The organism is Micromonospora sp. IBHARD004 (assembly GCF_052814115.1).
Window position 1 is genome coordinate 4,089,148 of sequence record NZ_CP199934.1, and the last position, 24,681, is coordinate 4,113,828.

General features: G+C 72.0%; 20 protein-coding genes and 1 pseudogene. 13 read left to right on the forward strand and 8 right to left on the reverse strand.

All coding sequences use genetic code 11. The annotated features are described in order from the left end of the window. Window positions 1–8 precede the first annotated feature (8 nt). The gene (locus tag ACTWO6_RS19920; protein ID WP_446215340.1) at window positions 9–1,040 is read right to left on the reverse strand and encodes a LacI family DNA-binding transcriptional regulator; all 1,032 of its coding nucleotides are present in this window, start codon (window positions 1,038–1,040) and stop codon (window positions 9–11) included. A gap of 118 nt (window positions 1,041–1,158) precedes the next feature. Between ACTWO6_RS19920 and ACTWO6_RS19925 the strand changes: the two genes are divergently transcribed. The 5 genes from ACTWO6_RS19925 to ACTWO6_RS19945 all read left to right on the forward strand — a co-directional run bounded on the left by ACTWO6_RS19925 (window position 1,159) and on the right by ACTWO6_RS19945 (window position 7,799). Beyond that, window positions 1,159–3,561 (forward strand): beta-galactosidase, encoded by a 2,403-nt coding sequence (locus tag ACTWO6_RS19925; protein ID WP_446215341.1) that lies wholly within the window; start codon window positions 1,159–1,161, stop codon window positions 3,559–3,561. Between the two features lie 244 nt (window positions 3,562–3,805). Beyond that, window positions 3,806–4,330 carry a SigE family RNA polymerase sigma factor gene (locus ACTWO6_RS19930; protein WP_446215342.1) on the forward strand — a complete coding sequence of 175 codons (525 nt, stop codon included), beginning with the start codon at window positions 3,806–3,808 and terminating at the stop codon, window positions 4,328–4,330. Then, the gene (locus tag ACTWO6_RS19935; protein WP_446215343.1) at window positions 4,327–5,490 is read left to right on the forward strand and encodes a hypothetical protein; all 1,164 of its coding nucleotides are present in this window, start codon (window positions 4,327–4,329) and stop codon (window positions 5,488–5,490) included. Before ACTWO6_RS19930 ends, ACTWO6_RS19935 begins: the two co-directional genes overlap by 4 nt. 203 nt (window positions 5,491–5,693) lie before the next feature. Next, window positions 5,694–7,157: an SDR family NAD(P)-dependent oxidoreductase gene (locus ACTWO6_RS19940; RefSeq protein WP_446215344.1), complete on the forward strand. Its 1,464-nt coding sequence runs from the start codon at window positions 5,694–5,696 to the stop codon at window positions 7,155–7,157. Window positions 7,158–7,322: 165 nt separating this feature from the next. Further along, complete coding sequence (locus ACTWO6_RS19945) at window positions 7,323–7,799, forward strand: heme-degrading domain-containing protein (protein ID WP_446215345.1); 477 nt, start codon at window positions 7,323–7,325, stop codon at window positions 7,797–7,799. Window positions 7,800–7,932: 133 nt separating this feature from the next. Here the strand turns inward: ACTWO6_RS19945 and ACTWO6_RS19950 are convergent, their stop codons facing one another. The 4 genes from ACTWO6_RS19950 to ACTWO6_RS19965 form a co-directional block, all read right to left on the reverse strand. Then, the gene (locus ACTWO6_RS19950; protein WP_446215346.1) at window positions 7,933–8,343 is read right to left on the reverse strand and encodes a VOC family protein; all 411 of its coding nucleotides are present in this window, start codon (window positions 8,341–8,343) and stop codon (window positions 7,933–7,935) included. 5 nt (window positions 8,344–8,348) lie between these two features. After that, entirely contained in the window at window positions 8,349–8,798 is a 450-nt protein-coding gene (locus tag ACTWO6_RS19955) for a helix-turn-helix transcriptional regulator (RefSeq protein WP_446215347.1), read from the reverse strand. A 380-nt stretch (window positions 8,799–9,178) separates the two neighbouring features. Continuing rightward, window positions 9,179–14,803 (reverse strand): GH92 family glycosyl hydrolase, encoded by a 5,625-nt coding sequence (locus ACTWO6_RS19960; protein WP_446215348.1) that lies wholly within the window; start codon window positions 14,801–14,803, stop codon window positions 9,179–9,181. Window positions 14,804–15,361: 558 nt separating this feature from the next. Beyond that, a complete protein-coding gene (locus tag ACTWO6_RS19965; protein WP_446215349.1) occupies window positions 15,362–16,321 on the reverse strand; it encodes an LpqB family beta-propeller domain-containing protein in 960 nt (319 codons plus the stop codon). A gap of 364 nt (window positions 16,322–16,685) precedes the next feature. On the opposite strand from ACTWO6_RS19965, the pseudogene ACTWO6_RS19970 reads away from it, so the two are divergent. The 5 genes and pseudogenes from ACTWO6_RS19970 to ACTWO6_RS19990 form a co-directional block, all read left to right on the forward strand. Further along, window positions 16,686–16,814 (forward strand): annotated as a pseudogene (locus ACTWO6_RS19970) (transposase); the annotation flags it as partial. Window positions 16,815–16,929: 115 nt separating this feature from the next. Then, a complete protein-coding gene (locus ACTWO6_RS19975) occupies window positions 16,930–17,550 on the forward strand; it encodes an HD domain-containing protein (protein WP_446215350.1) in 621 nt (206 codons plus the stop codon). 5 nt (window positions 17,551–17,555) lie between these two features. Next, window positions 17,556–18,329 (forward strand): hypothetical protein, encoded by a 774-nt coding sequence (locus ACTWO6_RS19980; protein ID WP_446215351.1) that lies wholly within the window; start codon window positions 17,556–17,558, stop codon window positions 18,327–18,329. 44 nt (window positions 18,330–18,373) lie between these two features. Continuing rightward, window positions 18,374–18,946, forward strand: coding sequence for a hypothetical protein (locus ACTWO6_RS19985; protein WP_446215352.1), 573 nt, complete (start codon window positions 18,374–18,376; stop codon window positions 18,944–18,946). Window positions 18,947–19,037: 91 nt separating this feature from the next. Beyond that, on the forward strand, window positions 19,038–19,538 hold the full coding sequence (locus tag ACTWO6_RS19990; protein WP_446215353.1) for a hypothetical protein: 501 nt from the start codon (window positions 19,038–19,040) through the stop codon (window positions 19,536–19,538). On the opposite strand, the gene ACTWO6_RS19995 is transcribed toward ACTWO6_RS19990, so the two are convergent. From ACTWO6_RS19995 to ACTWO6_RS20005, 3 genes are read right to left on the reverse strand one after another with little or no spacing between them, the layout of a single operon-like run. Continuing rightward, complete coding sequence (locus ACTWO6_RS19995; RefSeq protein ID WP_446215354.1) at window positions 19,516–20,412, reverse strand: alpha/beta hydrolase; 897 nt, start codon at window positions 20,410–20,412, stop codon at window positions 19,516–19,518. The two genes, ACTWO6_RS19990 and ACTWO6_RS19995, sit on opposite strands and share 23 nt — an antisense overlap. A 22-nt stretch (window positions 20,413–20,434) precedes the next feature. Beyond that, complete coding sequence (locus ACTWO6_RS20000) at window positions 20,435–20,863, reverse strand: NUDIX domain-containing protein (RefSeq protein WP_446215355.1); 429 nt, start codon at window positions 20,861–20,863, stop codon at window positions 20,435–20,437. 4 nt (window positions 20,864–20,867) lie between these two features. Beyond that, window positions 20,868–21,869, reverse strand: coding sequence for a DUF5937 family protein (locus ACTWO6_RS20005; protein ID WP_446215356.1), 1,002 nt, complete (start codon window positions 21,867–21,869; stop codon window positions 20,868–20,870). Between the two features lie 73 nt (window positions 21,870–21,942). Between ACTWO6_RS20005 and ACTWO6_RS20010 the strand changes: the two genes are divergently transcribed. The 3 genes from ACTWO6_RS20010 (at window position 21,943) to ACTWO6_RS20020 (ending at window position 24,679) form a co-directional block, all read left to right on the forward strand. Beyond that, entirely contained in the window at window positions 21,943–23,208 is a 1,266-nt protein-coding gene (locus ACTWO6_RS20010) for an MFS transporter (RefSeq protein WP_446215357.1), read from the forward strand. A 142-nt stretch (window positions 23,209–23,350) separates the two neighbouring features. Next, a complete protein-coding gene (locus tag ACTWO6_RS20015; RefSeq protein ID WP_446215358.1) occupies window positions 23,351–23,908 on the forward strand; it encodes an AMIN-like domain-containing (lipo)protein in 558 nt (185 codons plus the stop codon). Window positions 23,909–23,998: 90 nt separating this feature from the next. Further along, window positions 23,999–24,679 (forward strand): response regulator, encoded by a 681-nt coding sequence (locus ACTWO6_RS20020; RefSeq protein WP_446215359.1) that lies wholly within the window; start codon window positions 23,999–24,001, stop codon window positions 24,677–24,679. Window positions 24,680–24,681 lie beyond the last annotated feature (2 nt).

The window sequence follows — 24,681 nt, forward strand, 5'->3', positions numbered from 1 at the left end:
GGCTCTCCTCATGTGCCGGTACCTCCGGTCGTGGGGTTAGCCGGACAGCCGCAGCTGCGGCGCAGGACGAGTTCCGTGGGCAGCACGATGTCGCCGCAGGGGGCGCGCTCGGGCTCGTTCACCGCGGTGAGGATCAGCCGGGCCGCCTCGGCGGCCAGCTCGCGGACCGGCTGGCGGATGGTGGTCAGCGCCGGGTTGACCAGGGCGGCGATCGGGGCGTCGTCGAAGCCGGTGATGACGACGTCCTGCGGCACCCGCAGGCCCCGACCGAGCGCTCCGACGAGGACACCGAGGGCGGTCTCGTCGTTGGCGCAGACCACGCCGCCGGGTCGGCTGTCGGGGCGCAGCAGCTGTTCGGCGGCGAGGACGCCGTCGGCCTGCTGCATGCTCACCGCGACCGGCGAGGCCGGCGGGGTGCGCCCCGCCGCCCGGTGGGCGGCGAGGAAACCGGCCCAGCGCTCGCTGACGTCGGGCGACCCCTCGGGGTTGCCCACGAACACCAGGTCGGTCAGGTGATGATCGAGTAGCAGGTGCCGGGTCAGCTCGGCCATGGTGGCGGCGTTCTCGGCCCGTACCGAGGGCACGGCGCCGGGACCCTCGCCCGCGACGACCACGACGGGCACCATCTCTGCCAGCCGGAGCAGGGTCGGGTCGGAGATGGTGCCGCCGATGACCGCCAGCCCGTCCACCCGCCGGGCCATCTCCAGCACCTGCGCGTCGGAGTCCGAACGCAGATGTGTGCAGAGGATGTGCACGCTGGCCCGCGACGGAACGGCCTCGGACTCGAAGCCCTGGATCAACTCGGTGAAGTACGGACCGGACAGGCCCGGGAAGACCAGGCCCAGCGCGCCGTGCCGACCGGCGGCGAGCGCGCGACCGAGGTGGTCGGGGCGGTAGCCGTGCTTCTCGATCGCCTCGAGCACCCGACGGCGCATCTCCTCGGACACCTGACCGGTGCCGTTGGAGACCCGCGAGACGGTCGCGACCGAGACACCGGCCAGTCGGGCGATCTCGCGGACGGTGAGCCGGCTGTTGCCCATGACTCCCTCGATCCGTAACGTGCGGTTAACAGAAACCGGTTTCAGGCGACCATATGCAGACGCGTCGAAGTTCACAAGGGTCGGGTCCACAATCTCCGATGAGGGAGCGCTGCCCCACATGTCCACGGTGCTACTCGAGGACCGCAGGATCGTCATCGACGGCCGGCCGCACCTGCTGCTCAGCGGGGAGGTGCACTACTTCCGGCTGGCCCGCACCGACTGGGCCGACCGGCTCGACCGGCTGCGCGAGTGCGGCGGGGACACCGTCGCGACGTACGTGCCGTGGCTGTGGCACGAACTGCCCGACGGCTCCGTCGACCTGACCGGTCGAACACACGAACAACGCGACCTCGCCGGCTTCCTGGACCTCGCCCACCAGCGCGGGCTACGGGCGGTGGTCCGGCCCGGGCCGTTCATCATGGCCGAGGTCAAGAACGAGGGCATCCCGTACCGGGTGTACGAGGAGCACCCGCACCTGCTCCCCACCACCTGGGACGGCGCGCCGACCAGCACCCGCACGATCGACTACCTCGCGCCGGAGTTCCTCGCCGCCACCGACGCCTGGTACGCCCAGGTGATGCCGGTGATCGCCGACCGGCTCGCCGGCCGCGGCGGGCCGGTGGTGGCGGTGCAACTGGACAACGAGATCGGGATGCTGTCCTGGGTGACCAACTCCCCCGACCTCACCGCCGGGCTCTGCGCCGACCTGGCCCGCTGGGCGGTCGACCGGTACGGCAAGGAGGGCGCGGCCGCCCGGATCGGCGCCGACCCGACCGACCCGCGGGCCTGGGCGACCGCCCTGCGCACCCCGGCGGAACGACAGTCCCTCACGCTCCACGACGACCTGGGCCGCTACATGCGGGACCGCTACCGCCGCTACGTGGCCGCGCTGCGCGACAGCGCCGAACGGCACGGCGTCCGTGGGGTGCCGTTGCTGGTGAACGTGCACGGCACCGCCGGCGGCCGGGGGCGAACCTTCCCCATCGGAATCAGCCAGCTCTTCGAGGCCTACCGCGGCCAGCCGCAGCTGACCTCCGGCTCGGACCACTACCTCGGCGACCTGACCGTCACCAACGTCGCCGACCTGTACACCTCCAACGCCTTCCTGGCCGCGACCCACGGGCCCGACCAGCCGCTGACCTGCCTGGAGTTCGAGGCCGGCAACGGCGACTACGGTGAGGACCTGTCCGTCCGCCACCCACCCGAGGCGATCGAGCTGAAGACCCGGCTCTGCGTGGCCCAGGGCAACCGGCTGCTCAACCTCTACCTGTTCGCCGGCGGCCACAATCCGCCGCTGGCCGAGCCGGTCGGCGACGGCAACGACCGGCTCGCCTTCACCGGTGAGCGGCACGGCTTCGCCGCCCCGGTCGACCCGGAAGGACGGCTCAACCCCACGTACGACGCCGCGCGACGCGCGCTGCACACCGTCCGGGGGGTGGCCGACCTGCTGGCCGACGGCGACGAGGAGCACGACGGGCTGGCGTTGGGCTTCGTACCCGACCACTACCTCACCGAGTACCGCCATTCCGGCTCGACCGCCCGGACCGATCAGGTGGGCGAACTGGAGCGGTTCCGGGGTATGGGCTCGCGGGACGTGCTGGCCCGGGCCCTGCTGCTGGGCGGGTTCTCCTTCCCCGCGGTCAACCTGCAGGCGCCGCCACCGGTCGACAGCCCGCGGGTGATCGCCCTGGCCACCGCGCCCACGCTCGGCGCGGACGTGCAGCGGCGGCTCGTGGACCACCTCCGGGCCGGTGGGCGGCTGCTCCTGCACGGACCGCTGCCCGAGCGGGGTCACGACGGCACGCCCTGCACCCTGCTCGCCGACGCACTCGGCCTGACCGCCGACGGGTGGATGGAGGGCGGCCCGCACTACTTCCCGTCCGTGGTCGGACGCGGCTGGGCAACCGGGCCGGCGGAGGTGCGCGTCGGCTACGCCCAACTGCTCGCCGGCGCCGGTGAGCCGGTACTCGTCGAGGTCGGCTCCGGCCGACCGTGCGCGATGGAGGTCGCCGTCGGCGCCGGTAGGGCCCTGATCATCGCGGCGGACCACCCCTGCCACCTCGACTTCTGGCGAGCGGCCCTGGAACGGCTGGGCGTACGGCCTCGCCTGCGACACGACGCCGACGAGCCCGGCCTGGTACTCACCTCCACCGTCGACCGCGCCGGTCAACGCCTGCTGCACCTGCTCAACGTCGCCCCGTCGGCCGTCGAGTTCACCCTGCGCCACCGGGACCGACCCGTCCTGTCCGGACGACGGCTGCGGATTCCGGCGCGGGCCGGACTGATGCTCCCCGCCGGTCTGCGGGTGGGGGCCGCCACGCTGGTGGAGACGAGCTGCGAGCTGGTGTCCCGGTCGGCGGACGAGGTGCTGCTGCGGCCCACCCAGGCCGAGGACGTCGCCGTGTTCTCCACCGACCGCCAGGTGTCGGCCGAGGACGGACACGTGACGGTCGACGGCAACCAGGTCACCGTCACCATCCGGTCAGCCGACGGGCAGCCGGTCAGGGTGGCTCTCAGGTGACCGGCGTGGCGGCTGCCCGACGGGGTCCGGCACAAGCTGGCCATGTCGGAGGCTGCACCTGATCTTGGATAGCGTTCCCCGCCACGCACACCCCACCGTCACCGCATGGTGCGCGGCCAACCAGGTTCTCGGTTGTCGGCCCGACGCCCGCCCAGCCCCAGATCGCCATGCAACCTTTCCCAACCCGGCTGCGACAAGTAGACGACCAGAGAACAACTTCGACACGGGTTGAAAAGGGAGCAGGATGCCGCCCGACCTCGAACGGGAGTACGTCGAGTACGTGACGGCGCGGTTGCCCCGCCTGCACCGCATGGCGTACTTGCTCTGCGCCGACGCGTTTCAGGCGGACGACATTGTCCAGGCGACACTCACGGCGCTCTACGTGAACTGGAAGCGAGCCGCCGGGGCGGACAACCTCGACGGGTACGTGCACCGGATCATGGTGCGGCGCTACCTCGACGAACGGCGGCGCGGGTGGTCGAAGGTGCTGCTCGGCGACCGCGTACCGGAACTGTCCGCACCCGCCGACCACGGTGTCGAGGAGCGAGACGCGCTGCTGACGGCATTGCGGTCGCTGCCCAAGGGCCAGCGGGCGGTCGTGGTGCTGCGCTACTTCGGTGACCTGTCGGTCGAGGCGACCTCGGAGGCCCTCGGGTGCTCGGTGGGCAACGTCAAGAGCCAGTGCTCGCGGGGTCTTGCCACCCTGCGTCAGGCGCTCGACGCACGGCATCCGATCACGACCTCACAAGGAGCGGGGGACCACTCATGAACGAGGAACAGGAACTGCGGGACCGGCTGGAAGCGGTCGACGTGCCGCGCAGCCGCATCGAGATGGACGCGCTGGTCCGCGCCGGACGCCGGCGCGCCTTTCGCCGCCGCTCGGTACAAGCGGCCGGGGGCGTGGCGCTGGCCACAGCCGTGCTGCTCGCAGTGCCGCCGATCCTGACCAGGGCGGGAGCGCAGCCGACGGTGCCGGCAGGTCCGGGCCCAGCCTCCGCCTCGGCGGAGGCGACTGCCTCGACTCGCCCGGCCAGCCTCTGCCGGATGACGGAACTGCCCGTCCCGTCCGGGTTGAAGGATGTCACCGCCGTCGCGGTGGATCCGACCGGCAAGTACGTCGTCGGGAACGGCGTCGTCGGGCAGGACTTCCGGCCGATCCTGTGGGCCGACGGGCAGCCGCAGGCATTGCCGATGCTCGGACAGTCGGTCCAGGTGACCGCCGTCAACGCCAACGGGGTAGTGGTCGGCCTCGTGCAGGACGGGCAGCAGGAGTACGTCTTCCGCTACGAGAATGGCGCGTACACGAGGCTGCTCACCCCGCCGGGGAACTGGCACCCCTACCCGACCCCGGCGATCAACGGCTCCAGTGACGTCATCATCAACGTGGAGCCGCGCGGCAACTCGGGCGGCAAGGACAGCATTGTCCTGCTCTGGAAGGCAGGGTCGACGACCGCGGTCAAGCTGCCGCTTCCCGCCGGGGCCAACGCCCAGGACATCAACGACGACGGCACGATCGTCGGCGCGATGTACAAAGACGGCCTTGCCACCGTGGCGTACGCCTGGGACCAGCAGGGCAACGGCCGGAAGCTGAAGTTGCCGGCTGGCCAGAGGGCCGCCGCCTACGCGGCACAGGGCGACTGGGCGACGGGCGGTATGTGGCCGTCCGGGGCCGGGGCGCTGTGGAACCTCCAGACCGGCGAGGTGACCAAGCTGGGGACGCACGGACCGGGAGAGGCGGTCAACGCCTCCGGGTGGGTCGTCGCCAGCGGCGCCGTACTGCGTGACGGTGCCGTTGTCGAGCTTGCGGTGCCCAGCGGGCAGACCAGCCGCGCGGCGGGCGTGTCCGACACGGGGCTGGTCGTGGGGCAGGCGCTGACCAAAGCCCGCGACGACGACCAGAACCTTGGGCCGCGCGTGTGGCGTTGTTGACCCGACCGCGAACACCCTTACCCCAAGGCACCGACGCGACAAGCCGCACCAAACCTACCGGTTCAGCCGCACCGCTCTCCGACAGGGCGAGATCCGCGGCGCCGCGGGATGCGTCGGAGGCGGTGCGGTGCGTACAGTTCCGGGTCGGACTTGGGGTGGGCCGGATAGATTCGGCGCAGGGAACGGGATGAGACAGCGACGGCATGACGACGGACAACGTTACCGAAACCGGTCAATACGGCATTGACCCCGGCCGGCTGGAGACCTGTCTCAGCGTCTTTGAGGCGTTGGAGGACCTGCCTCCCGATCACCCCGACGTGGTGCGGGTGCAACGGGCCACCGCGAAGCTCTACAAGGTGATCAAGCAGCGGCGACGCGAGGAACGGCGGGATGCCATCGCGGCGGCCGACCGCGCGGTGACGGCGGCCACCGCCACCGGCGCCCCGGGCCGGATCGACGACGAGACCCAGGGCATCCCGCTCGCCTCCCCCACCGTGGGTGCGACGACGGCCGGCTTCCTGCACAATCCGCGCGGCTGCTACGTCTGCAAGAACCGCTACCGCGAGGTGGACGCCTTCTACCATCAGCTCTGCCCGCCCTGCGCCGCGCTCAACCGGGAGCGCCGGGACGCCCGCACCGACCTGACCGGCCGGCGCGCGTTGCTCACCGGCGGCCGGGCGAAGATCGGCATGTACATCGCGCTGCGACTGCTGCGCGACGGCGCGCACACCACGGTGACCACGCGGTTTCCGCACGACGCGGTCCGCCGATTCGCCGCGATGCCGGACAGCGGGGACTGGCTGCACCGCCTGCGGATCGTCGGGATCGACCTGCGCGACCCCGCCCAGGTGATCGCCCTCGCTGACTCGGTCAGCGACCAGGGACCACTCGACATCCTGATCAACAACGCGGCGCAGACCGTCCGCCGCACGCCCGGGGCGTACGCGCAGCTCGTCGCCGCGGAGGCGGCGGCCCTGCCGGACGGGCCGCTGCCGGAGATGATCACGTTCGCCAAACCGGCCGGCCGGGGTGACCCGGCGGGCAGCCTGACCGCCGCGCCGCAGTCGGCCGCGATCCCCCCGCACGCGCTCACCGCGCTGGCGCTGACCGGGGGCTCCGCGTCGCCGGAACGGATCGCGGCAGCCACCGCCATCGACGCCGGCGGTCTGGTGCCGGACCTCGACCCGGTCAACAGCTGGGTGCAACGGGTGCACGAGGTGAACCCGGTCGAGCTGCTCGAAGTGCAGCTGTGCAACGTGACCGCACCGTTCGTGCTGGTCAGCCGGCTGCGACCGGCGATGGCCGCAGCGACCGCCCGCCGCAAGTACGTGGTGAACGTGTCGGCGATGGAGGGCCAGTTCGCCCGCGGCTACAAGGGGCCGGGGCATCCGCACACCAACATGGCCAAGGCCGCGCTGAACATGCTGACCCGGACCAGCGCCCAGGAGATGCTGGCCGACGGCATCCTCATGACCAGCGTCGACACCGGCTGGATCACCGACGAGCGGCCCCACCCGACGAAGATGCGGCTGGCGGACGCCGGCTTCCACGCCCCGCTGGACCTGGTCGACGGCGCAGCCCGGGTGTACGACCCGATCGTCCGCGGCGAACAGGGCGAAGACCTGTACGGCTGCTTCCTGAAGGACTACGCCCCCTGCGCCTGGTGATGAGCGCGCCCACCCCGCCGCCGGCCGCCCCGGCTACGGCGACGCTAACGACGCCTCCCCATCGGGTTTGAGACAATCAACAGGCACGCACACGCGGCCTGAACCACTCAACACCGCGACAACCAAACCCGGGGCAGTCCCCCACTCGACGAGGAGGAGGTGCGTATGCCACTCGACCATGACCCGTGGCCGACGCTGGATGAGTTGCTGCGGGAGGAGGGCGAGCTGGAGCTTCCGGCCCTGTCGGAGTCGGACGCGTACGAGTTGGGGATGCTGGCCGTTGCCGCCGCGAAGGAGCAGCGGCTACCGATCGCGGTGGGTGTGTGGCGGGCCGGACGCCAGTTGTTCCACTGCGGCCTGCCGGGTTCGACTCGGGACAACGACGAGTGGCTGCGTCGCAAGGGACGGGTCGTGATGCGGTTCGAGCACTCGTCTCTGTACATGGCACGGCTCTGCCAGGACAAGCAGGTGACGCTGCTGGAGAAGTTCGGACTGCCGGCCTCAAGGTATGCGGCCGCCGGGGGCGCAGTGCCACTGCGCGTTCGCGCCACCGGCGTGGTGGGATGGTTCGGCGTTTCCGGGCTTCCGCAACTGGAAGACCACCGCTTCGTCGTTGACACGCTTCGCGCGATCTCGCGGTAGTCGTGCGCTGGTGCCGCCCGCACACCCGCTGGCGGCTCCCAGGACGGTGGCCACCAAGCGGCCGCCACCGACGTCGTGCGCGGGCTCCTTCACGGTGCCGTCTGTGCAGGTCATGACCGCGATCGCCGGACGGCTAACGCAGCTCCTGGATGCGGATCAGGTTGCCCGCGGGATCGCGGAAGGCGCAGTCGCGAACCCCGTACGGCTGCTCGATCGGCTCCTGGACGACCTCGGCGTCGCCGGCCTGCAGCTTCTCGAAGGTGCCGTCGAGGTCCCGGGTGGCCAGCAGGATCCAGCCGTAGGTGCCCTTGGCCATCATCTCGACGATGGTGCGGCGCTCGTCGTCGGTGACGCCGGGGTCGGCGGCCGGCGGCGCCAGGAGGATGGACGTGCCGGGCTGGTCGGCGGGGCCGACCGTGATCCAGCGCATCTTGCCGTATCCGACGTCGTTGCGGACCTCGAAGCCGAGGGTGTCGCGGTAGAAGGCCAGGGAGGCGTCCGGGTCGTCGTGCGGGAGGAAGCTCGTGTGAATGGTGATGTCCATGGCAGTCAGGCTAGGTGCGGCCCGGGGGCCGGCGCTTCTCGATTCCTGATCGGTCTGGTCACCTGCTTCGCGACGCACGGCGGCATCCCCGCCGTCGCGCGCGCCGCCTGGTCCCGATAGACGCTGGGCGGCACACCGACCAACTCGGTGAAGCGAGTGCTGAAGGTGCCCAGCGACGCGCACCCGACCGCGAAACAGACCTGCGTGACGCTGAGGTCGCCACGACGCAGCAGCGCCATCGCGCGCTCGATGCGCCGCGTCATCAGATAGGCGTACGGCGACTCGCCGTACGCGCGCCGAAACTGGCGGCTGAGGTGCCCGGCCGACATGTGCGCGCCGCGGGCGAGCGCCTCGACGTCCAGCGGCTGGGCGTACTCCCGGTCGATCCGGTCGCGAACGCGGCGCAGCCGTGCGAGGTCGCTCAGGTGCTGCGCCGCGGCGGGTCTGCTGGTCACCTGCGCGATCGTGCCACGTCGCACCGGCGTTTGCCCAGCGCCGCTGGCGTCCCACCCCACTCCGCGCCGGCTCTGCCCCGGTCTGCTCCACGCTCAAGGACATCGAGTTCGTCGAGGAGGCCTACGAGCTCAACGGTCGCGAGCAGCACGAGCACGACGATGCTGCTCGGGCGGGCCAGTTACGAGGCGTTGAGCAAGGTCTGGCCGGACCTGCCGGAGTTCGCCGACGGCAAGGACTCGGTGCACCCCGGCTACAACCCGACCCGCCGACCATGAATCCCGACGCCATACCCGCGCGATCTCTTACTCACGCAGATCCACCCCGCCGTGGGCGGGGCCGTGATCACGGCCCCGCCCACGGCGGGTCTGCTACCCCCGACTCAGTTCGGGCCGGTGACGGTGAAGGGCAGGGCAACCCGCGTCACCGAATTGGCGCCCGTCAGCGTGATGCTGGTCGAGCCCGCCCTCGCAGTCCCAGGAACGCTGACGGTCACGCCAGAGATGACGCCGTCACCGTTCGCGCGCACGGTGCTGAGTGCGAGGCCGTCACCAAAGCTGATCGTGAGCGCCTCATTCGGCGCGAATCCGGAACCGTCGACCGTGATCGACGTACCGCGCGGTCCCGACGCCGTCGACAGCGCCACCTGCGGTTGGTATGTCGGCACTTCCGGCTGCCCGGTCACCTGGACGGTCGCCGTCGCCGGTGTCCGCGAGGACGCGCCGGCGGCGGTGACGGAGTACCGGCCAGCCTCCGCGTCACGGGACGTCGCGATTGACGCATGTACCGCTCCCGCGGCGGACGCCGCGACCGTCATGCTCCGCGAGGGACTGGTGCCGAGAGTCACGGTCACCTGCTCGCCGGCGGCGAACCCGCTGCCGTTGACGCTGATCGCGTCACCGGCGGCGACGGTGGCGGACGCCGACACCGCGATCGTCGGCTGGAGTCCGCCACGCGCCACGGTCACGGTGAAGGTTTCAGTGCTGCTCGACAGGGTGTCCCATGCGGTGACGTGCACCGTGTACGTGCCCTCCTGCGCGTAGGTGTGCTCTCCGGTCATCACACCGGACGGGCCGACCGTGACGTCGTCCGGAACCGTGCCGTCACCCCATTGCACGCGCGCGTGGTAGCCCGTCGTGTCGGGAACGCCGCCGGTCACCGAGCCGAGGTTCGCCGAGAGGACCTGCCCGGCGGTGGCCGTCTGGTCCTTCGGGGCGGTGGTCGCCACCGCGGCGGCCGGCGTGCCGTCGTCGGCGATGGCGAACACATGGATCCTGCCCGCCGATCCGGGGTCGCCCGTCTGCGTCGGCAGGGCCACCGAGACGAGCGTCTTGCCCGCCGGGATCTGGTACGGCGTGGTGGCGAACAGGAACGGCTGTGCGCCGTCCCGGCTCGTGCCGCTCAGCCGGTACGCGGCCTTGGCGACGACGATGTTGCCGTAGGACGGAATGCCGTTGGCGTTGCCACCCAGCGTCCAGTCACTCATCTGGATCGGGATGCTGGCGGTGCTGCCGTCGCTGAACGTCGCCGTGCCGGTGGTGCTCTGGTCGCCCTGCGTGCCGGCGCCGATGAACGAGATGCTCTTGGCGTCGGCCGGAAGGTTGAGAACGACCGTCCTACCGTTGCCGGTCGCGTCGTCCGGCTGCCCCGCCGGGATCGCCGGCAGCGTGAAGTGCAGTGCCGTTCCGGGTACCTGGTGCTGCTGGCCCTGGGTCACACCGGCTGCCGCGAGGGCGGCACGCGAGTACGCCCACGACTTGGCGTCGCAGTTCGCGGCGAGGACGCCTTCGTCGCCGATGCAGACGGTGTCGTAGGCCGCGGCGAGGCTCGAACTCGGCGCGTAGGCCACGTCGACGCCGACCGTTGCCTCGCTCTGGCTGGTGCCGTCAGTCACCGTGACGCCGGCCTGGTAGTAGCCCGGCTTGGCGTAGGTGTGTGAGCCGCTGACGCTGTATACGGCGCGCGAGCTCAGGGACAGGGTGCCTGCGGTGGCCGGCGAGCCGTCACCCCAGTCGATCGTGGCCTGATAGCCGGAGGGGGTACCCCCGGTGACGGCGGCCAGCGGCACCGACACCGCGGCGCCGGACGTGGCGTGCACGCCGCTCGCGGCGGTGACCGCGACGGCGCCGCCGCCAAGCAGGACGTCGCCGCCGGCGAGCAACTCGATCTCGGCGAGGTTGGTCTGCGCCGCACCGACCGTCTTCGTCACGGCCAGGCGGAACTGCGCGAACTGCCCCGGATGGCTGATCCTGAACGGCCGGGTCTGGTTGCGCCAGGGGAACGCCTCGCCGCTGCGGGAATCGACGGTGGTCCAGGTGATCCCATCGTTGGAGCCCTGCAACCGCCAATCCGTCGGGTCGCCCGCGCTCGCCCCGGAGGTGAGGGTGTAGTAGCTCGGCGTCTGCTTGCCGCCGCGGAACACCCAGGTTATCTGCGGCGTGCCGCCGGCGAAGGTCAGCTGGGTGGTCGACGAGTCGTCGAACAGCTTGGCGGCGTCCTGCCCGCCGCTCGCGGTGGCGGCGCCGAGACCGGGGCCGGTGGCGTCCTGCAACGGCTTGGCCACGGAGCTGCCCTTGGTCAGTGACGGCGGCGCATCGTTCTCGCCGGTGCCCCAGGATGACGGGTCCGGGCCCATCTGAAAGTCGATCGTGCCGCCGCCGGCGAGGACCGTCGAGTCGATGGACACCCCGCGCTGCGCCTTCCCGTTGACCTCCACGCTCTGCACGTAGACGTTCTTGGTGCTGTTGTTCGGCGCGTTGACGACGAGGTCACCACTACGCCGGTGGACGGTCATCCTGGTGAACTGCGGCGAACCGATGGCCCAGTTGGACGAGCCGGCCTGCAGTGGGTAGATGCCCAACGAGCTGAGGATGTGCCACGCCGACATCTCGCCGTTGTCCTCGTCGCCCGGGTAGCCCTGGCCGATCTCACTGCCGACGTAGAGGCGCTGCAGGATTTCCCGCACGATCGCCTGCGTCTTGGCCGGCGCGCCTGTGGAGTCGTACATGTACGGGATGTGGTGCGACGGTTGGTTGCTCATGCCGAGCTGGCCCATGCGCACCGCACGCGCCTCGAGCATCTCGTGGATCGTTCCGCCGTATCCGCCCGGATGGTCGGCATTCTCCGGGGTGGCGAAGAACTCGTCGAGCTTCTGCTCCAGCGCCTTCCGCCCGCCGTACAGGTTGGCCAACCCCTGACCGTCCTGCTGCGCGGTGAACGCGTAGTTCCACCCGTCGGTCTCGGTGTAGACGCCACCCCAGTCCAGCGGGTTGCCGACGAGGAAGTTGCCGGCCGCGTCGCGTCCCTGGAAGAACTTCGTCTTCGCGTCGAAGAGGTTGACGTAGTTGCGGGCACGCTGCAGGAAGTACCGCGACTCCTCATTGAGCCGGTCGCGCTCCGACTTCGGCGTGGCCGGGTCCTTGGCCAGGGCCGCGCCCATGTTGCCGATGCCGTAGTCGTTGATGAAGCCCTCCAACGCCCACGACACCGACTCGCCGGTGGAGGTCGGCGTGTAACCGAGGAACAGGGAGGTCTCGATGCCCTTGCGGCCGACCTCGCTGCGCCCGGACGCCACGGTCGCGTCCTTGACCGCCGCGTCGTAGGCACCGAGCGGGTCGGGCAGCTCGACGCCGTTGAGGTAGGCCTCGGCCATCGCGACGTCCGCGCTGGTGCCGGTCATCAGGTCGGCGTAGCCGGGCGACGACCAGCGGGCGATCCACCCGCCGTCGCGGTACTGCTGGACGAACCCGTCGGCGATCCTGGCTGCGATGTCGGGGTACAACAGCGAGTACGCGGGCCACACGGTGCGGTAGGTGTCCCAGAACCCGTTGTTGACGTAGATCTGCCCGTCGACGATCTTCGCGCCGGTCTGCGTGGCGGTCGACGTGCCGGTCGGCGACGACACCGGGCTCGCGTACCGCCAGTGCGGCGCGGTGGCGGTGCCGGTGTTCTCCGACTGCGAGTTCGGATACAGGTTCAGCCGGTACAGGTTCGAGTACAGCGTCACCAGCTGCGTCTCGGTCGCACCCTGAACGTCGATCCGGCCGAGCCGGTCCTCCCATGCCGCAGTGGCGGTCGCGTGGACCTGGTCGAGGCTGTTGCCGGTGACCTCCAGGTCGAGATTCCTGTGTGCCTGGTCGACCGAGATGAATGACGTCGCGATGCGCAGCGTCACCTGCCCGTCTTCCGAGGTGTCGAAGGTGGCGGACGTGGCGGAGGACGTAGTCGGGGCCCGGTCGAAGGTGCCGGACACGAACATCCGGCTGCGACCGGCCGACAGGCCGCTTCCGTTGTCGACCCAGCCGGTGAACGTGTCGTCCGTACCGATGGTGAACGTGCCGTTGTAGAAGACGAGGCTTCCGGTGGCCTGCCCGGACGGGAAGGTGAACCGCATGATCCCGCCGTGGTCGGTGGGCGACATCTGGGCGATCAGGCCGTTCTGCAGGGTGACCTGGTAGAAGTCCGGCCGCGCGATCTCGTCGTTGTGGCTGAAGGCGAGCGCCCGACGGCTGGGCGTTCCGGTGAGCGATCCGCCGGCCGGTACCGGCATGACCGACATCTGGTCACGATCACCCATCCACGGGCTGGGCTCGTGCGAGATCGCAAGTCCCTGCAGCGTGGGCAGGTTGGCCGTGTTGTTGTTCCGCTGGTAGTCGTACTCCCACGAGTTCGAGGTGGCATTGGTGACGGGCGTAAAGAAGTTGAAGCCGTTCGGCATCGCCGAGATCGGCAGGTTGTTGCCGCGCGAGAACGAGCCCGATGCGTTGGTCCCGCGCCGGGTATCGACGTAATTGGTGAGGCTGGAGCCGTCGATCGGGGTCGGAGCGCCCGCCAGCGTGATGTCGTCGAGCCAGCCCTGGAAGCGGGTCGAGGCGGTCGCATGGGGATCGTCGTAGGCGAGCAGGATGCGGTCGATCGTCTTGCCGTTCGCGACCGCCCCGATCTCAGACTGCACGGCGTTCCACTGGTCGGCGTAGAGCACCTTCGACGCGCCCTGCCCGGCGGCCGTGAGCGGGTATCCGTGCTGGTCCACCGGCGAAAGCAGGCTGAGGTAGCCGCCGTCGGTGAAGTGCAGGTCGACGGCCGCGTAGGTGGACGGATACTGAGTGTCCTGGCCGGTGAACTCAGGGAAGATCTTGTAGGACAACCGCGTCTTCGGCCCGACCGGGATGTCGACCTCGAACACCTTGTTGGTCGCGTACGAGCGGCCGTCGGCCTCGGCGCCGCCGGAGTATCGCAGCGAAGCCAGCCCGGTGAATCCGGCCCTGGGCTTCATGTTGTGGCCACTGACCGGACCGGTGCCGGCGACACTGACCATCGGGGTGGCCGGCGGCCTGACGTTCGAGCCGTCGCTGATGTCCCAGTCGGCGAGCTGAACGAGAGAGTCACCGGAGTTCGCGGAGACATTCAGGCGGTAGTAACCGTAGGCGGTCGTGTTGGTGAAGCTGTAGGTGTTCGTGGCGAACCGCCCGCTGAAGCTCTCGCCTGTCTGTCTGTTCAGGTCGGTCCACGTGCTGCCGTCGTTGGACCCCTGCACCGTGAAGTCCTTGGGGTCACGGGTCGGGGCGTCGTTCGCGGAGGTCAGCGTGTACCGCACCACCGCCGCCGGCTTGGCCAGCTGGTAGGTCACCCAGCCGGTCGGGTTGAACGCCAGCCACTTGGTCGAGGAATTGCCGTCCGTGAGGTTCGCGGCGGTTTCGTTCGGCGGGTTCTCGGCGCTCGCGGTCACCGCGGCGACCTGACCGAGCAGGCTGCCGGGCAGTCCCGTGGGGCTCGAGCCGCTCAGGTTCGCCTGGACCGGTTTACCGCTCGCGTCGACCTCGACGGTGCTCGCGGCGGGTTGCGGGTCGGCCGACTCGAACGAGGAGCTGAAATTGCCGGGCGGCGCCGCAGTGGGCACGGCACTCGCCGGGGGCGCGGCGACGAGCAGTCCCGCCGGCAGCAGGGCCGCAGCTGTGGCGGCGAACAGTCGGGGGGACAAGGGGCGCGCCAGGGGGGAATGCGACATGGGGGCGGGGCCTTTCGACTCGATCCGGGTCGAGCGCGTCGAACGTCTGGGCAGAGAGGACCGTGGCTGCTGCGGTTGATCGATCGCGGTGGAGCGCGAATGTGATTACCGGGCGCGCGGGCCGGACGAGCCGTCCGTCGGCGTGGGCGTCGACGCCGTCATCGGCGCCGCGACGACCTGCTGATTGACCTGCCCTACCCGTGGTGCTGAGCCGCCGATCTCGGCCATGCACTCCCCTTCGGAGGTGGCACCCCGCAGCCTGACATCGTTGTCAAAAGAACTCGTGACCTACGAAGACAGGAGCAGTGGACTGTCGCTGATGGTTCCGGGCAAACCACGGCCGTGTCAATGGGTTGATCACAGCGAGCAGGCCGTCGCCGAGGATGACGGCGATGCCATCTGCGCCGCACTGGCCGGCACTCGTCGCTGCGAAAGCAAACCCCCCCTGGGGTTCAGCCTCGCATCGGACGGCGTCGGCGGCCGCGACCGGCGCGACGGTGTCGGCAGACGCCGACGCGGCGGCCGGAAGCCGGCCGCCGCGTCGGAGGGTGGAGCGGGTCAGAGGGCGCGCGCCCAGTCCAGCCGGCTGCTGTCGTCGTACTCGTCGCCGGGGATCCACCACGGCTCACCGAAGCCGCTGGTGGAGACGATGATGTTGCCGCCGTCCGGGTACTCGTTGGTCGGGGGCACGGACAGCGCCGCGCAGTAGCGGCCGTCCGGGGAGAACACCGGCGACAGGTAGAGCCGCGGGGTGTCGGTGAGCCGCTTCAGCCCGGTGCCGTCGATCCGGACCGAGGCCAGCGCCGCGCCGCCGGGCACGTCGGTGTCCCGCGTCCAGCGGTTTGTGCAGAACACCACCCGCTCCGAGTTCGGCATGAAGACCGGCCAGTCGAAGAGCTCACCGGCCGCCTCCGGCAGGTAGATCCGCCGCAGCTTCCCGGTGGCCAGGGTCAGCGTCTTCAGCTGCGGACCCTCCGAGCGGCTGTGCCACCGCGTGACGATCATGGAGCCGTCCCGGGACCAGTTCGGCCGGACCATGAAGTGCCCCTGCACGAGCACCCGGATGGCGCCGGTGGCCACGTCGACCGTCACCAGAGTGTCGTGGTTGCGGACCAGGGCGAGCTGGGTGCCGTCCGGCGACCAGGTCGGGCTCTCCCAGTAGACGCCCTCCTCCCCCGCCACCAGCGGCAGGGTCTCGCCGGTGACCCGGTCCCAGAGCGCCACGGCGGCCGGGCGCGGCTGGCCGGGGATGTAGGAGTTGTTGCGGAAGGCCACGTAGCGGCCGTCGGGCGAGGCGGTGGCGTCGTCACCCCGGGAGAACAGCAGCTTCGGCGTGGTGTGGCCCGGGTCGATCTGGAACACGCCCGCGGCGCTGACCAGCCACGGTCCGTTGACCACCTCGGTGGTGTCGGCCGCGCTCGCCGGCGCCGACCCGGCCAGTCCGCCGGCCAGGCCGGTCGCCGCCGCTGCTCCGGCCAGGGCGGCCCCGCGCAGCATCGTCCGTCGATTCAATTCCATGTTGTGAACCCCCGTGTGAAAAGACTTCGTCCCACCCTCTAGAAGGGATGGATCCCCCTCCATCGGACGTCCGGCCCGAGCCGGGTGGCCGGTCGGTCAGCGGGCTGCCCGAAGCCGGGCCGAAGCCGACACCGCAGGCAACCCTCATCCGGCACTAAGAGCCCGGCAAAAAGGGGTTGAGGCGGCCGCTGGGGCCCGGTTGAGATCGATGATCTCGCGTGTCCGGCGTGGCGGCGTGACATGGGGAAGGGCCTTCGGTACGAGCAAAGGCGACTAAACCAGCACGACCGAAGGCCCATCCCTGTCTGTATACCTTGTCGCCGGTGTCGCCGCATCTACCGCCCCGGCCAGCCTCGCCGATCACCTGCCGACCGCCCGGCCACGGCACTACCCGTCCGACACCACGGATGCCGAATGGGCCGTCCTGGCCCCGCACGTGCCGGCCGGGACCGGACGCGGCCGGCCGATCACCTACCCTCGCCGGGACGACGTGTTCCTCACCGAGGCGGACGCCGAGGAGGCGAAGCGACTCGTGGAGCCGCACGTGGCGAAGTGCTACATCGAGCCGCTTCCGATGGTGCTGTAGGACCGGTCGTACCCTTGCTGCGGTGACCTCCGACGCCCTGCGCCGCGCCCTCGAAGAGCCCGGCGACCCGCCGCTTCGGCCGCTGCCCGACGAGGTCGCGGCCCTGCTCGCGGCGCTGCACGCGCCGCCGCGCCTGGCCGCGCACCTGCGGGCCGTGCACGACGTGGCCGCGCAGCTCACCGACGCCCTCGCGGACCGGTTCCCGCAGCTCCCGTTCGACCGCGCGGCGGTGCTCTTCGGGGCCGCCACCCACGACATCGGCAAGGTCCGGCATCCGGAGGAGCTGTCCGGACCCGGCTCGGCTCACGAGCCCGCCGGCTACGAGCTGCTGCAACGGCACGGTGTCGCGGCGCCGCTGGCCCGCTTCGCGCGAACCCACGCCTCCTGGCAGGGTGACGGGATCGGCGTCGACGACCTGCTGGTCAGCGTGGCCGACAAGGTGTGGAAGGGGAAGCGGGTCACCGACCTGGAAGAGCTGGTCGTGGACCGGCTGGCCGCCGCCACCGGCCGGGAGCGGTGGTCGGTGTTCCTGGAGCTGGACGACGTCCTCGACCGGATCGCCGCCGCCGCGGACCGCCGGCTCGCCTTCCAGGCCACCCACCCGGTACGGGATCCGGCGGCCAGCGGTCCGGTCGTACGCTGACGTCCGTGTCCGCCCTCTCCGCCGCCCTGATCCGGCGGCGCCGCATCGTCCTCACCGCCGCCGTGGGCGCGGCGGTCGCCTACCCGGTGTCGCGGTCGTTCACGGCCACCCGCGACGCGCTCTTCTCCGAACTGCTGTACGACGGTCTCGTGGTCGCCGTCCTGGTCGCGGTGGTATTCGTCGTCGTCACCACGGAACGGGACAAACCCCCGACCCTCGTGATCCGCCCGGACGTGCCGTCCTTCGAGTCTCCGATGAGCGCGACGGGGGTCACTCTCGCCCTGGCGTTCACGCTCATGACCGGCGGACAGGCGGGCTCGCTGTTCACGCGGAACAGACCCCTGGACCTGCGGATCGTCGGCGTTGCCCTGACCGTCCTCCTCGCAGCGGTGGCGGCGCTGCACCTGGTCGCGGCGTGGCAGGGACCACGGGTACGGCTGGGGCCCGACGGCCTGTCGTGGCGGACCCCGGCGCGGTCGGTGGCCGTGCCCTGGGCGGCGCTCGCCCCGGACGGCCCGCCGCGACCCGAGCTGAACGCCAACGCCCTGACGCTCTCATACGCCCGGCCGGAACTGGTGCGGCGGCGCGGACCGGGGTGGCGCCTCGACCGGTTCCCCGTCGGCCGGATCCACCCCTGGTTCCTCAGCGACGTCATCCGGCATTACGTGGCGCACCCGGAGCACCGGTCCGCGATCGGCACCGAGCCCGAGTACCACCGGCTGCTGGGCGCGCTCGGTGTCAAACCAGCCATCGCCGCGCCGGGCCCCGCCGTCCCCTGACGACGGGACAGCCGGGCGGTCGATCGACCACTATCGTGCGCCGCATGAGGATGCGGGCGTTCTGGCCGGTGGCGGCCCTGCTCACGGTGGCGCTGGCCGGGTGCGGGGCGACGGGCGCGGGCGGCGCCGCTCGGTACCCGGGCTGCACAGTCCCCGACGACGAGGACGCGCTGCTAGACGCGTACGCCGACGACCCGGTCCTTGCCGTGCGGCCGGAGGGCGCACGGCGGGCTGGAGACGTCATACGCAGCGAGGGGTGCCGGCGCCTGAACAAGGAGGACGTGTCGAACACCTCGGTCTCCCTCACCTGGCGGCCGGCACACGACTACGACGACCCGACCCTGCGACGCACCTTCGACCCAGTGGCCCGAGACGGCGGATGGCGGCCCGTGACGGACGGCGACCCCGGACCGGATCCGGTCGGGCAGGTTGAACTCACCTACTGCCGCGATGTGCGTGGCGTGACCAGCCGCCTCCTGATCCGGTCCCAGCCGGCGCAGCTGGCCGACATCCGGCCGAGCACGGCGGATCGCCCGCCCTCTCCACAGTGGTCGGTCGTCAACCCGGCCGGCATCTACCTCACCATCTACGCCGATCCAGTCTGCCCGAAGCCCTGACCGAGGTAACCGTGGCGCACCGGCTGCCCGGCCGGTAGAGTCGCGATCTTCGGCCGCCGCGCGCCGCCGGAATCCCCGAAGGCGTACGCCCATGACCCACTCCCGCCCCACGCCGGCCCGACGTCGCATCGACGCTGCCCTGGACGGCCTCGCCAGCACCTTCCGCGGCATGACCGCCCACCCCGACGACGGCAACTGCCAGTGCCACTGGGGCAGCGCGGAGGAGCTGGCCCTGCTCAAGACGCCGGACGTGGAGCTGCACCCCGAGTACGCGGTCCTGCCCATGCTCGTGACAGCCTCGCGCACGCTCGGTCGCTGGCTCGACGCCTGGGCGTCGGCGAGCGGTCCGGTGGCGGACCGGCGGCTGGCCGAGTCGTTCGCCGAGTGGGAGTACGACCTGCTGGGCGACGAGCTTCCCTGGGACACCTGGGAGACCACGGACGACGAGGACGTTCTCCGCGCCGAGCTCACCGACTGTCTGCTTCGACACGCGCCGGCCCGACTGCGGGCCGTCGGCGCGGGCGAGGAGCTGTCGCACCGGATGAGGCTGCTCGGCCTCACCGGTCCGGTCAGCCCGCCAGCGCCGCGCTGATCGCCCGTACCTGCTCGGGGGCGACCGAGGCCCAGTAGTCGTTGTCGTGGCAGCCTGTGCCGATCGCCACCACGCCCGGGTCGGGCAGCCGGTCCCGCAGCGTCCGGACCGCCGGGGCGAACGGGTCGGCGGCGCCGATCGCGATCCGCACCGGCAGCCCGGCGAACTCCCGGGCCCGGGCCGTCACGTCGTAGCGGGCCCATTCGTCGGCGCTGTCGAACGCGCCGGCGTTGACGCCGCGGGCGTCGTCGTACGAGTGGAAGATCGCCGGTGAGGTCGCCACCACCGCCCGGAACCGGTCGCGGTGGGTCAGCGCGGCCAGCAGCGCGCCGTACCCGCCCATCGACCAGCCGGCCACCGCGACCCGGTCGGTCCGCAGGCCGCGCGCGGCGAGCAGCGGCAGGAACTCGCCGACCAGCATCCCGAGTGGATCGTCGCCGGCGTGCAGATGCCAGTAGCCGTTGCCGCCGTCCGGCGCGGCGAGCGCGAACGGGGCCACCCCGTCGGGCAGCGCGCCGGCCAGGAACTCCGGGTACCGGGCGGCGGCGACGGCGGTGCCGGCGTCGGCCGCGTACCCGTGCAGGGCCAGGCAGACGGGGAGCTCGGCGCCCGGGGCGTACCCGGGCGGGTAGGAGATGGCGAAGGCGACCTCCCGGCGGCGCGCCGCGGAGCGGAAGCTGCCGGTGACCGGCGGCTGCGCGGCACCGCGCGGCGCGTCGGACGGCCGGGCGGCGCACCGGCCCAGCGCGTGGTTGAGCACCGACCGGCCGGGCAGCACCTCGGCGTCGACCAGGGCGAGGCCGCCCGCGCCGAGCCCGGTGACGCCGACGGCGGCGCCGAGGGACTGCAACAGTCGACGTCGGGTGACCGGCATCCGATTACCGTAGCCGGTGCGGTCAGCCCAGGTGGTCCGGCAGCAGCGCCAGCGTCGGCGGGAGCTGCGAGTGCAGCGGGGTGGGCAGCGCGTCGCGGGTGTACCAGCCGAGCCGGTCGAACTTGTGCGGCTCCCCGATGGCGACGGTCGCCGGGTCGACCCGGACCGCGAAGACCACCGCCACCCAGTGCGACGGCGGGTCGTCGCGCAGCACGTTGCGGACCCCGAGCAGGGTGATCTCCAACGGCGTGGTCGCGTACTCCTCGCGGACCTCGCGGGCGACGGCGGCCTCGAAGGTCTCCCCGTACTCCAGCGCGCCCGCGCCGGTGTCCCAGGTGCCGGGTTCGTCGCGGGCGCCGGCGCCGCGCCGGGCGAGCAGCAACCGGCCCGCACCGTCGTGGCAGACGAAGACGCAGGACACCGAGGGGGTACGCGGGGAGCGGTCGGGCATCAAGTCATTCTGCGCCACCGGCCGCCTCGGGCGGACCGGCGCCGGCGATCAGCGCCTCCGCCGAGCTGGTCCGGGCGTAGAGCAGGAACCGCCCGACCCGGTGCGTGCCCACCAGTCCGGCGTCGCGCAGCGCGGTCAGGTGGTGCGAGACGGTGCCGGCGGCCAGCCCGCAGCGCCGGGCCAGCTCGGTGGTGGCGGCCGGCACGGCCAGCTCGTGCAGCAGCGTCGCCCGGGTCCGCCCCAGCACCCGGGCGAGCGCCTCGCTGGCCGGCGCGGCACTGCGCTCCCACAGGGTGCCCACCGCCCGGGCCGGGTAACGGAGGACCGGCTGCGGCGCGCGTTCGGAGAGGTTCGACCACACCCGCGACCCGGCGAAGACCGACGGGACCAGCAGCAGCCCCCGACCGTCCAGGGCGGCGGCGCCGGCCCGGGTGAGGTGGTCGACGTGCAGGGTCCCGTCGTCCCAGGAGACGTAGGGGTCGATCCGGTTGAGCAGGCCCTGCACGCCGTCGGCCGCCATCCGACCGGCGCCGACCAGCACCTCGCGTTCCAGCAGGGTCCGCATCCGGGGCCAGTACGGGGCGATGGCGGCGTCCGCGTACGCGGCGATCACCTCGGCGAGTCGGGCGAGGCCGGCCGGCGGGTCGGCGTACAGGGCGGCGAGCCGGGGCGGCCGGGGCCCCGACAGCCCGTCGAGGGCGGCCCGGACCGCCTCGGGCGGGGTGGCGGCGAGCGCGGCGAGCTCCAGCTCGAGGGTGGGCTGGGCGGTCAGCGGTGGCGGGCAGACGAACGCCGGGATCACCACGGTGGGCACCGGCACCAGGTCGGCGAAGAGCCGCCAGTCCACGGTGGAGAGCCGCGGCCGGACCTGCCGGTGCCACGGCTGGTGGGCGGGGAACCAGTCCGGGTTCTTGACCACCCGGACGCTGGCGACCGCCTCCCACAGCGGCGACACCGCGAACCGGATGTTGGCCAGGTCCCGGACCCCCAGCGCGACGCTCAGCATCGACACCTCCCCACGGATTCGACGCAGCTCAAACTTATCGGCCCCGGCACCCGCACCGACCAGGGTCGTCGCCATGACCGCCACCACCGCCGCGCCGGGGTCCACCCGCTGGCCCCGGCCGTTCCGCTACGTCTACGCCGCCAGCCTGACCGAGAGCCTGGGTTTCCAGGTGGGCTACCTGGCCGTGCCGGCGCTGGCCGTGTCGGTGCTCGCGGCCACCCCCGGGCAGGTCGGCCTGCTCGCCGTGCTCAGCACCGTCGCGTTCCTGCTGATCGGGCTGCCCGCCGGAGTGTGGATCGACCGGTCGCCCCGCCGGACCGTGCTGCTCGCCGCGGACCTGACCCGCGCCGTGCTGTACGCCTCGATCCCGCTGGCCTGGTGGGCGGACGCGCTCACCATCGGCCAGCTGTACGCGGTGGTGCTGCTCACCGGCGTCGGCACGGTCTTCGGCGACGTGGCCGCCCAGAGCTTCCTGCCGGAACTGGTCGGCCGGGACCGGCTGGTGGCGGCGAACTCGCTGCTGATGACCAGCAGCGCGACCGTCCAGATCGGCGGCCGGGGCTTCGGCGGGCTGCTCGTGCAGTGGCTCGGCGCGCCGGTCGCCCTGGCCCTGAACGCGGTCACCCACCTGCTCGCCGCGCTCGCCCTCACCCGGGTACGCCCCGCCGCCCCGACGGCCGCGGACCGGGAGCGCCCGACCGGTGACTTCGGCCGGCAGCTCGCCGAGGGCGTACGGCACGTGCTGGGCAGCCCGCTGCTGCGTCCGCTCGCCGTCTCGCTGGCCGGCATCAACCTCACCGTGAACCTGATGACCACGATGCTGCCGGTGGTGTTCCTGCGCGAGCTCGGCCTCGGCGCCGGCATGCTCGGGTTCTTCCTCGGCGCGGGCGGCGTGGGCGCGCTGTTGGGCGCGGTGACGGCCCGCCCGCTGGCCGCCCGGATCGGGCACGGCCGGGCGCTCTGGCTGCCCGGGGTGCTGGTGGCACCGGCCGGGGCCCTCGTCGCGCTGGTCGACACCGAAGGGTGGCTGTGGCTGGCCGGGTTCGGTTGGCTGGCGCTGGCGTGGCGGACCGGGGTCGGCAACGTGATCGGGGTCAGCCTGCGGCAGCGGGTCACCCCGGACCCGTTGCTCGGCCGGATGAACGCCACCTTCCGGTTCCTGCTCACCGGCGCGATCGCGGTCGGCGCCGGGCTGGCCGGGCTGCTCGGCCAGTACGCGGGCGCGCGTACGTCGCTCTGGGTGGGCGCGGCCGGCGCCGCGCTGACCTGGCTGCCGCTGTACCGGTCGCCGCTGCGGACGCTGTCCGACCCGTCCGCGCTGCCCACGGCCGACCGCTGACGGCCCCGGGGCGGGACCGTCGGCGCGGACGGGACGCTGTTACCCGACGGTTACCCGGCTGCGAAGCCACTGTGGCACGGCGCGCCGACCGTCGAGGCGGGACCACCGGAGCAGGTCCCGCGACATCGACAGGGAGGACACGATGAGACTGAAGAGAGCGCTGGTGGCGCTGACGGTCCTGCTCGGCGGCCTGCTCGCCGGCACCGGCGGCGCGGCGGCGGCGACCACGCCGTACTGCGGGATCACCTGGGGCAGCACGGCCAAGTCGGGCGGCGCGTTGAGCAGCGCCCCGCTGGTGGAGGTCCGGGCCGGGAAGCACGACTGCTGGGACCGGGTGGTGTTCGAGTTCGCCGGGCCGGCGAACGGCTGGTCGGTCGCGTACGGCGAGACGTGGACCGAGGGGCAGGGGCTGGCGCTGTCGCCGTACACGGCGGGCGGGGCGCTGCTGCGGGTCTCCCTGCGGGCCCCGGCGTACGACGAGAACCACGTCGCCACCCTGCCGTACCGTACTGGCGACCACGCCGTCAACGCGCTGGGCTACCGGACGCTGCGGGACGTGGTCTTCGGCGGCAGCTTCGAGGGCTACACCACCTTCGCGGTGGGGGTCCGGGCGCAGCTGCCGTACCGGGTGTTCGTGCTCACCGGCCCGGGGACGCACAGCCGGATCGTGCTCGACGTGGCGCACAAGTGGCAGGCCTGACCACACCGGTGATGGGGGCCGGTCGGCCCTCATCACCGACCGTTGCGCCAGGGTCCCGCGCCGTCGCGCCGGAGCTACCCTGAGGTCGTCATGGAGGGCCGCGTGCTGATCGTCGAGGACGATGCCTCCATCAGGGAGGTCACCGCCCTCGGTCTGCGCCGGGCCGGGTTCCGGGTGGACACCGCGGTCGACGGGCCGACCGCCCTCGCCGGCTGGCGGGCCCGGCCGGTGGATCTGATCGTGCTCGACGTCATGCTGCCCGGCCTGGACGGCTTCGAGGTGTGCCGGGAGATCCGCCGGAGCAGCCAGGTGCCGATCCTGATGCTCACCGCGCGCACCGACACCATCGACGTGGTGGTCGGGCTGGAGTGCGGCGCCGACGACTATCTCCGCAAGCCGTTCGACCTGCCGGAGCTGGTCGCCCGGGTCCGCGCGGTGCTGCGCCGGGCGGTCGCCCCGGTCGAGGAGACCACGGTGACGGCCGGCCCGCTGGAGATCGACCCGGCCCGCTTCGTGGCCCGCAAGTCGGGACGGGAGCTGACCCTGACCGCGACCGAGTTCCGGCTGCTGCTGGAGCTGGCCCGCCGACCCGGTCAGGTCTTCACCCGCGAGCTGCTGCTGGACCGGGTGTGGGGGCACGGCTACCTCGGCGACTCGCGGCTGGTGGACGTGGCGGTGCAGCGGCTGCGGGCCAAGGTGGAGGACGATCCCGGCCAGCCGGTGCTGATCCGGACGGTCCGCGGGGCCGGCTACAAGCTGTCGACGGGGTGACG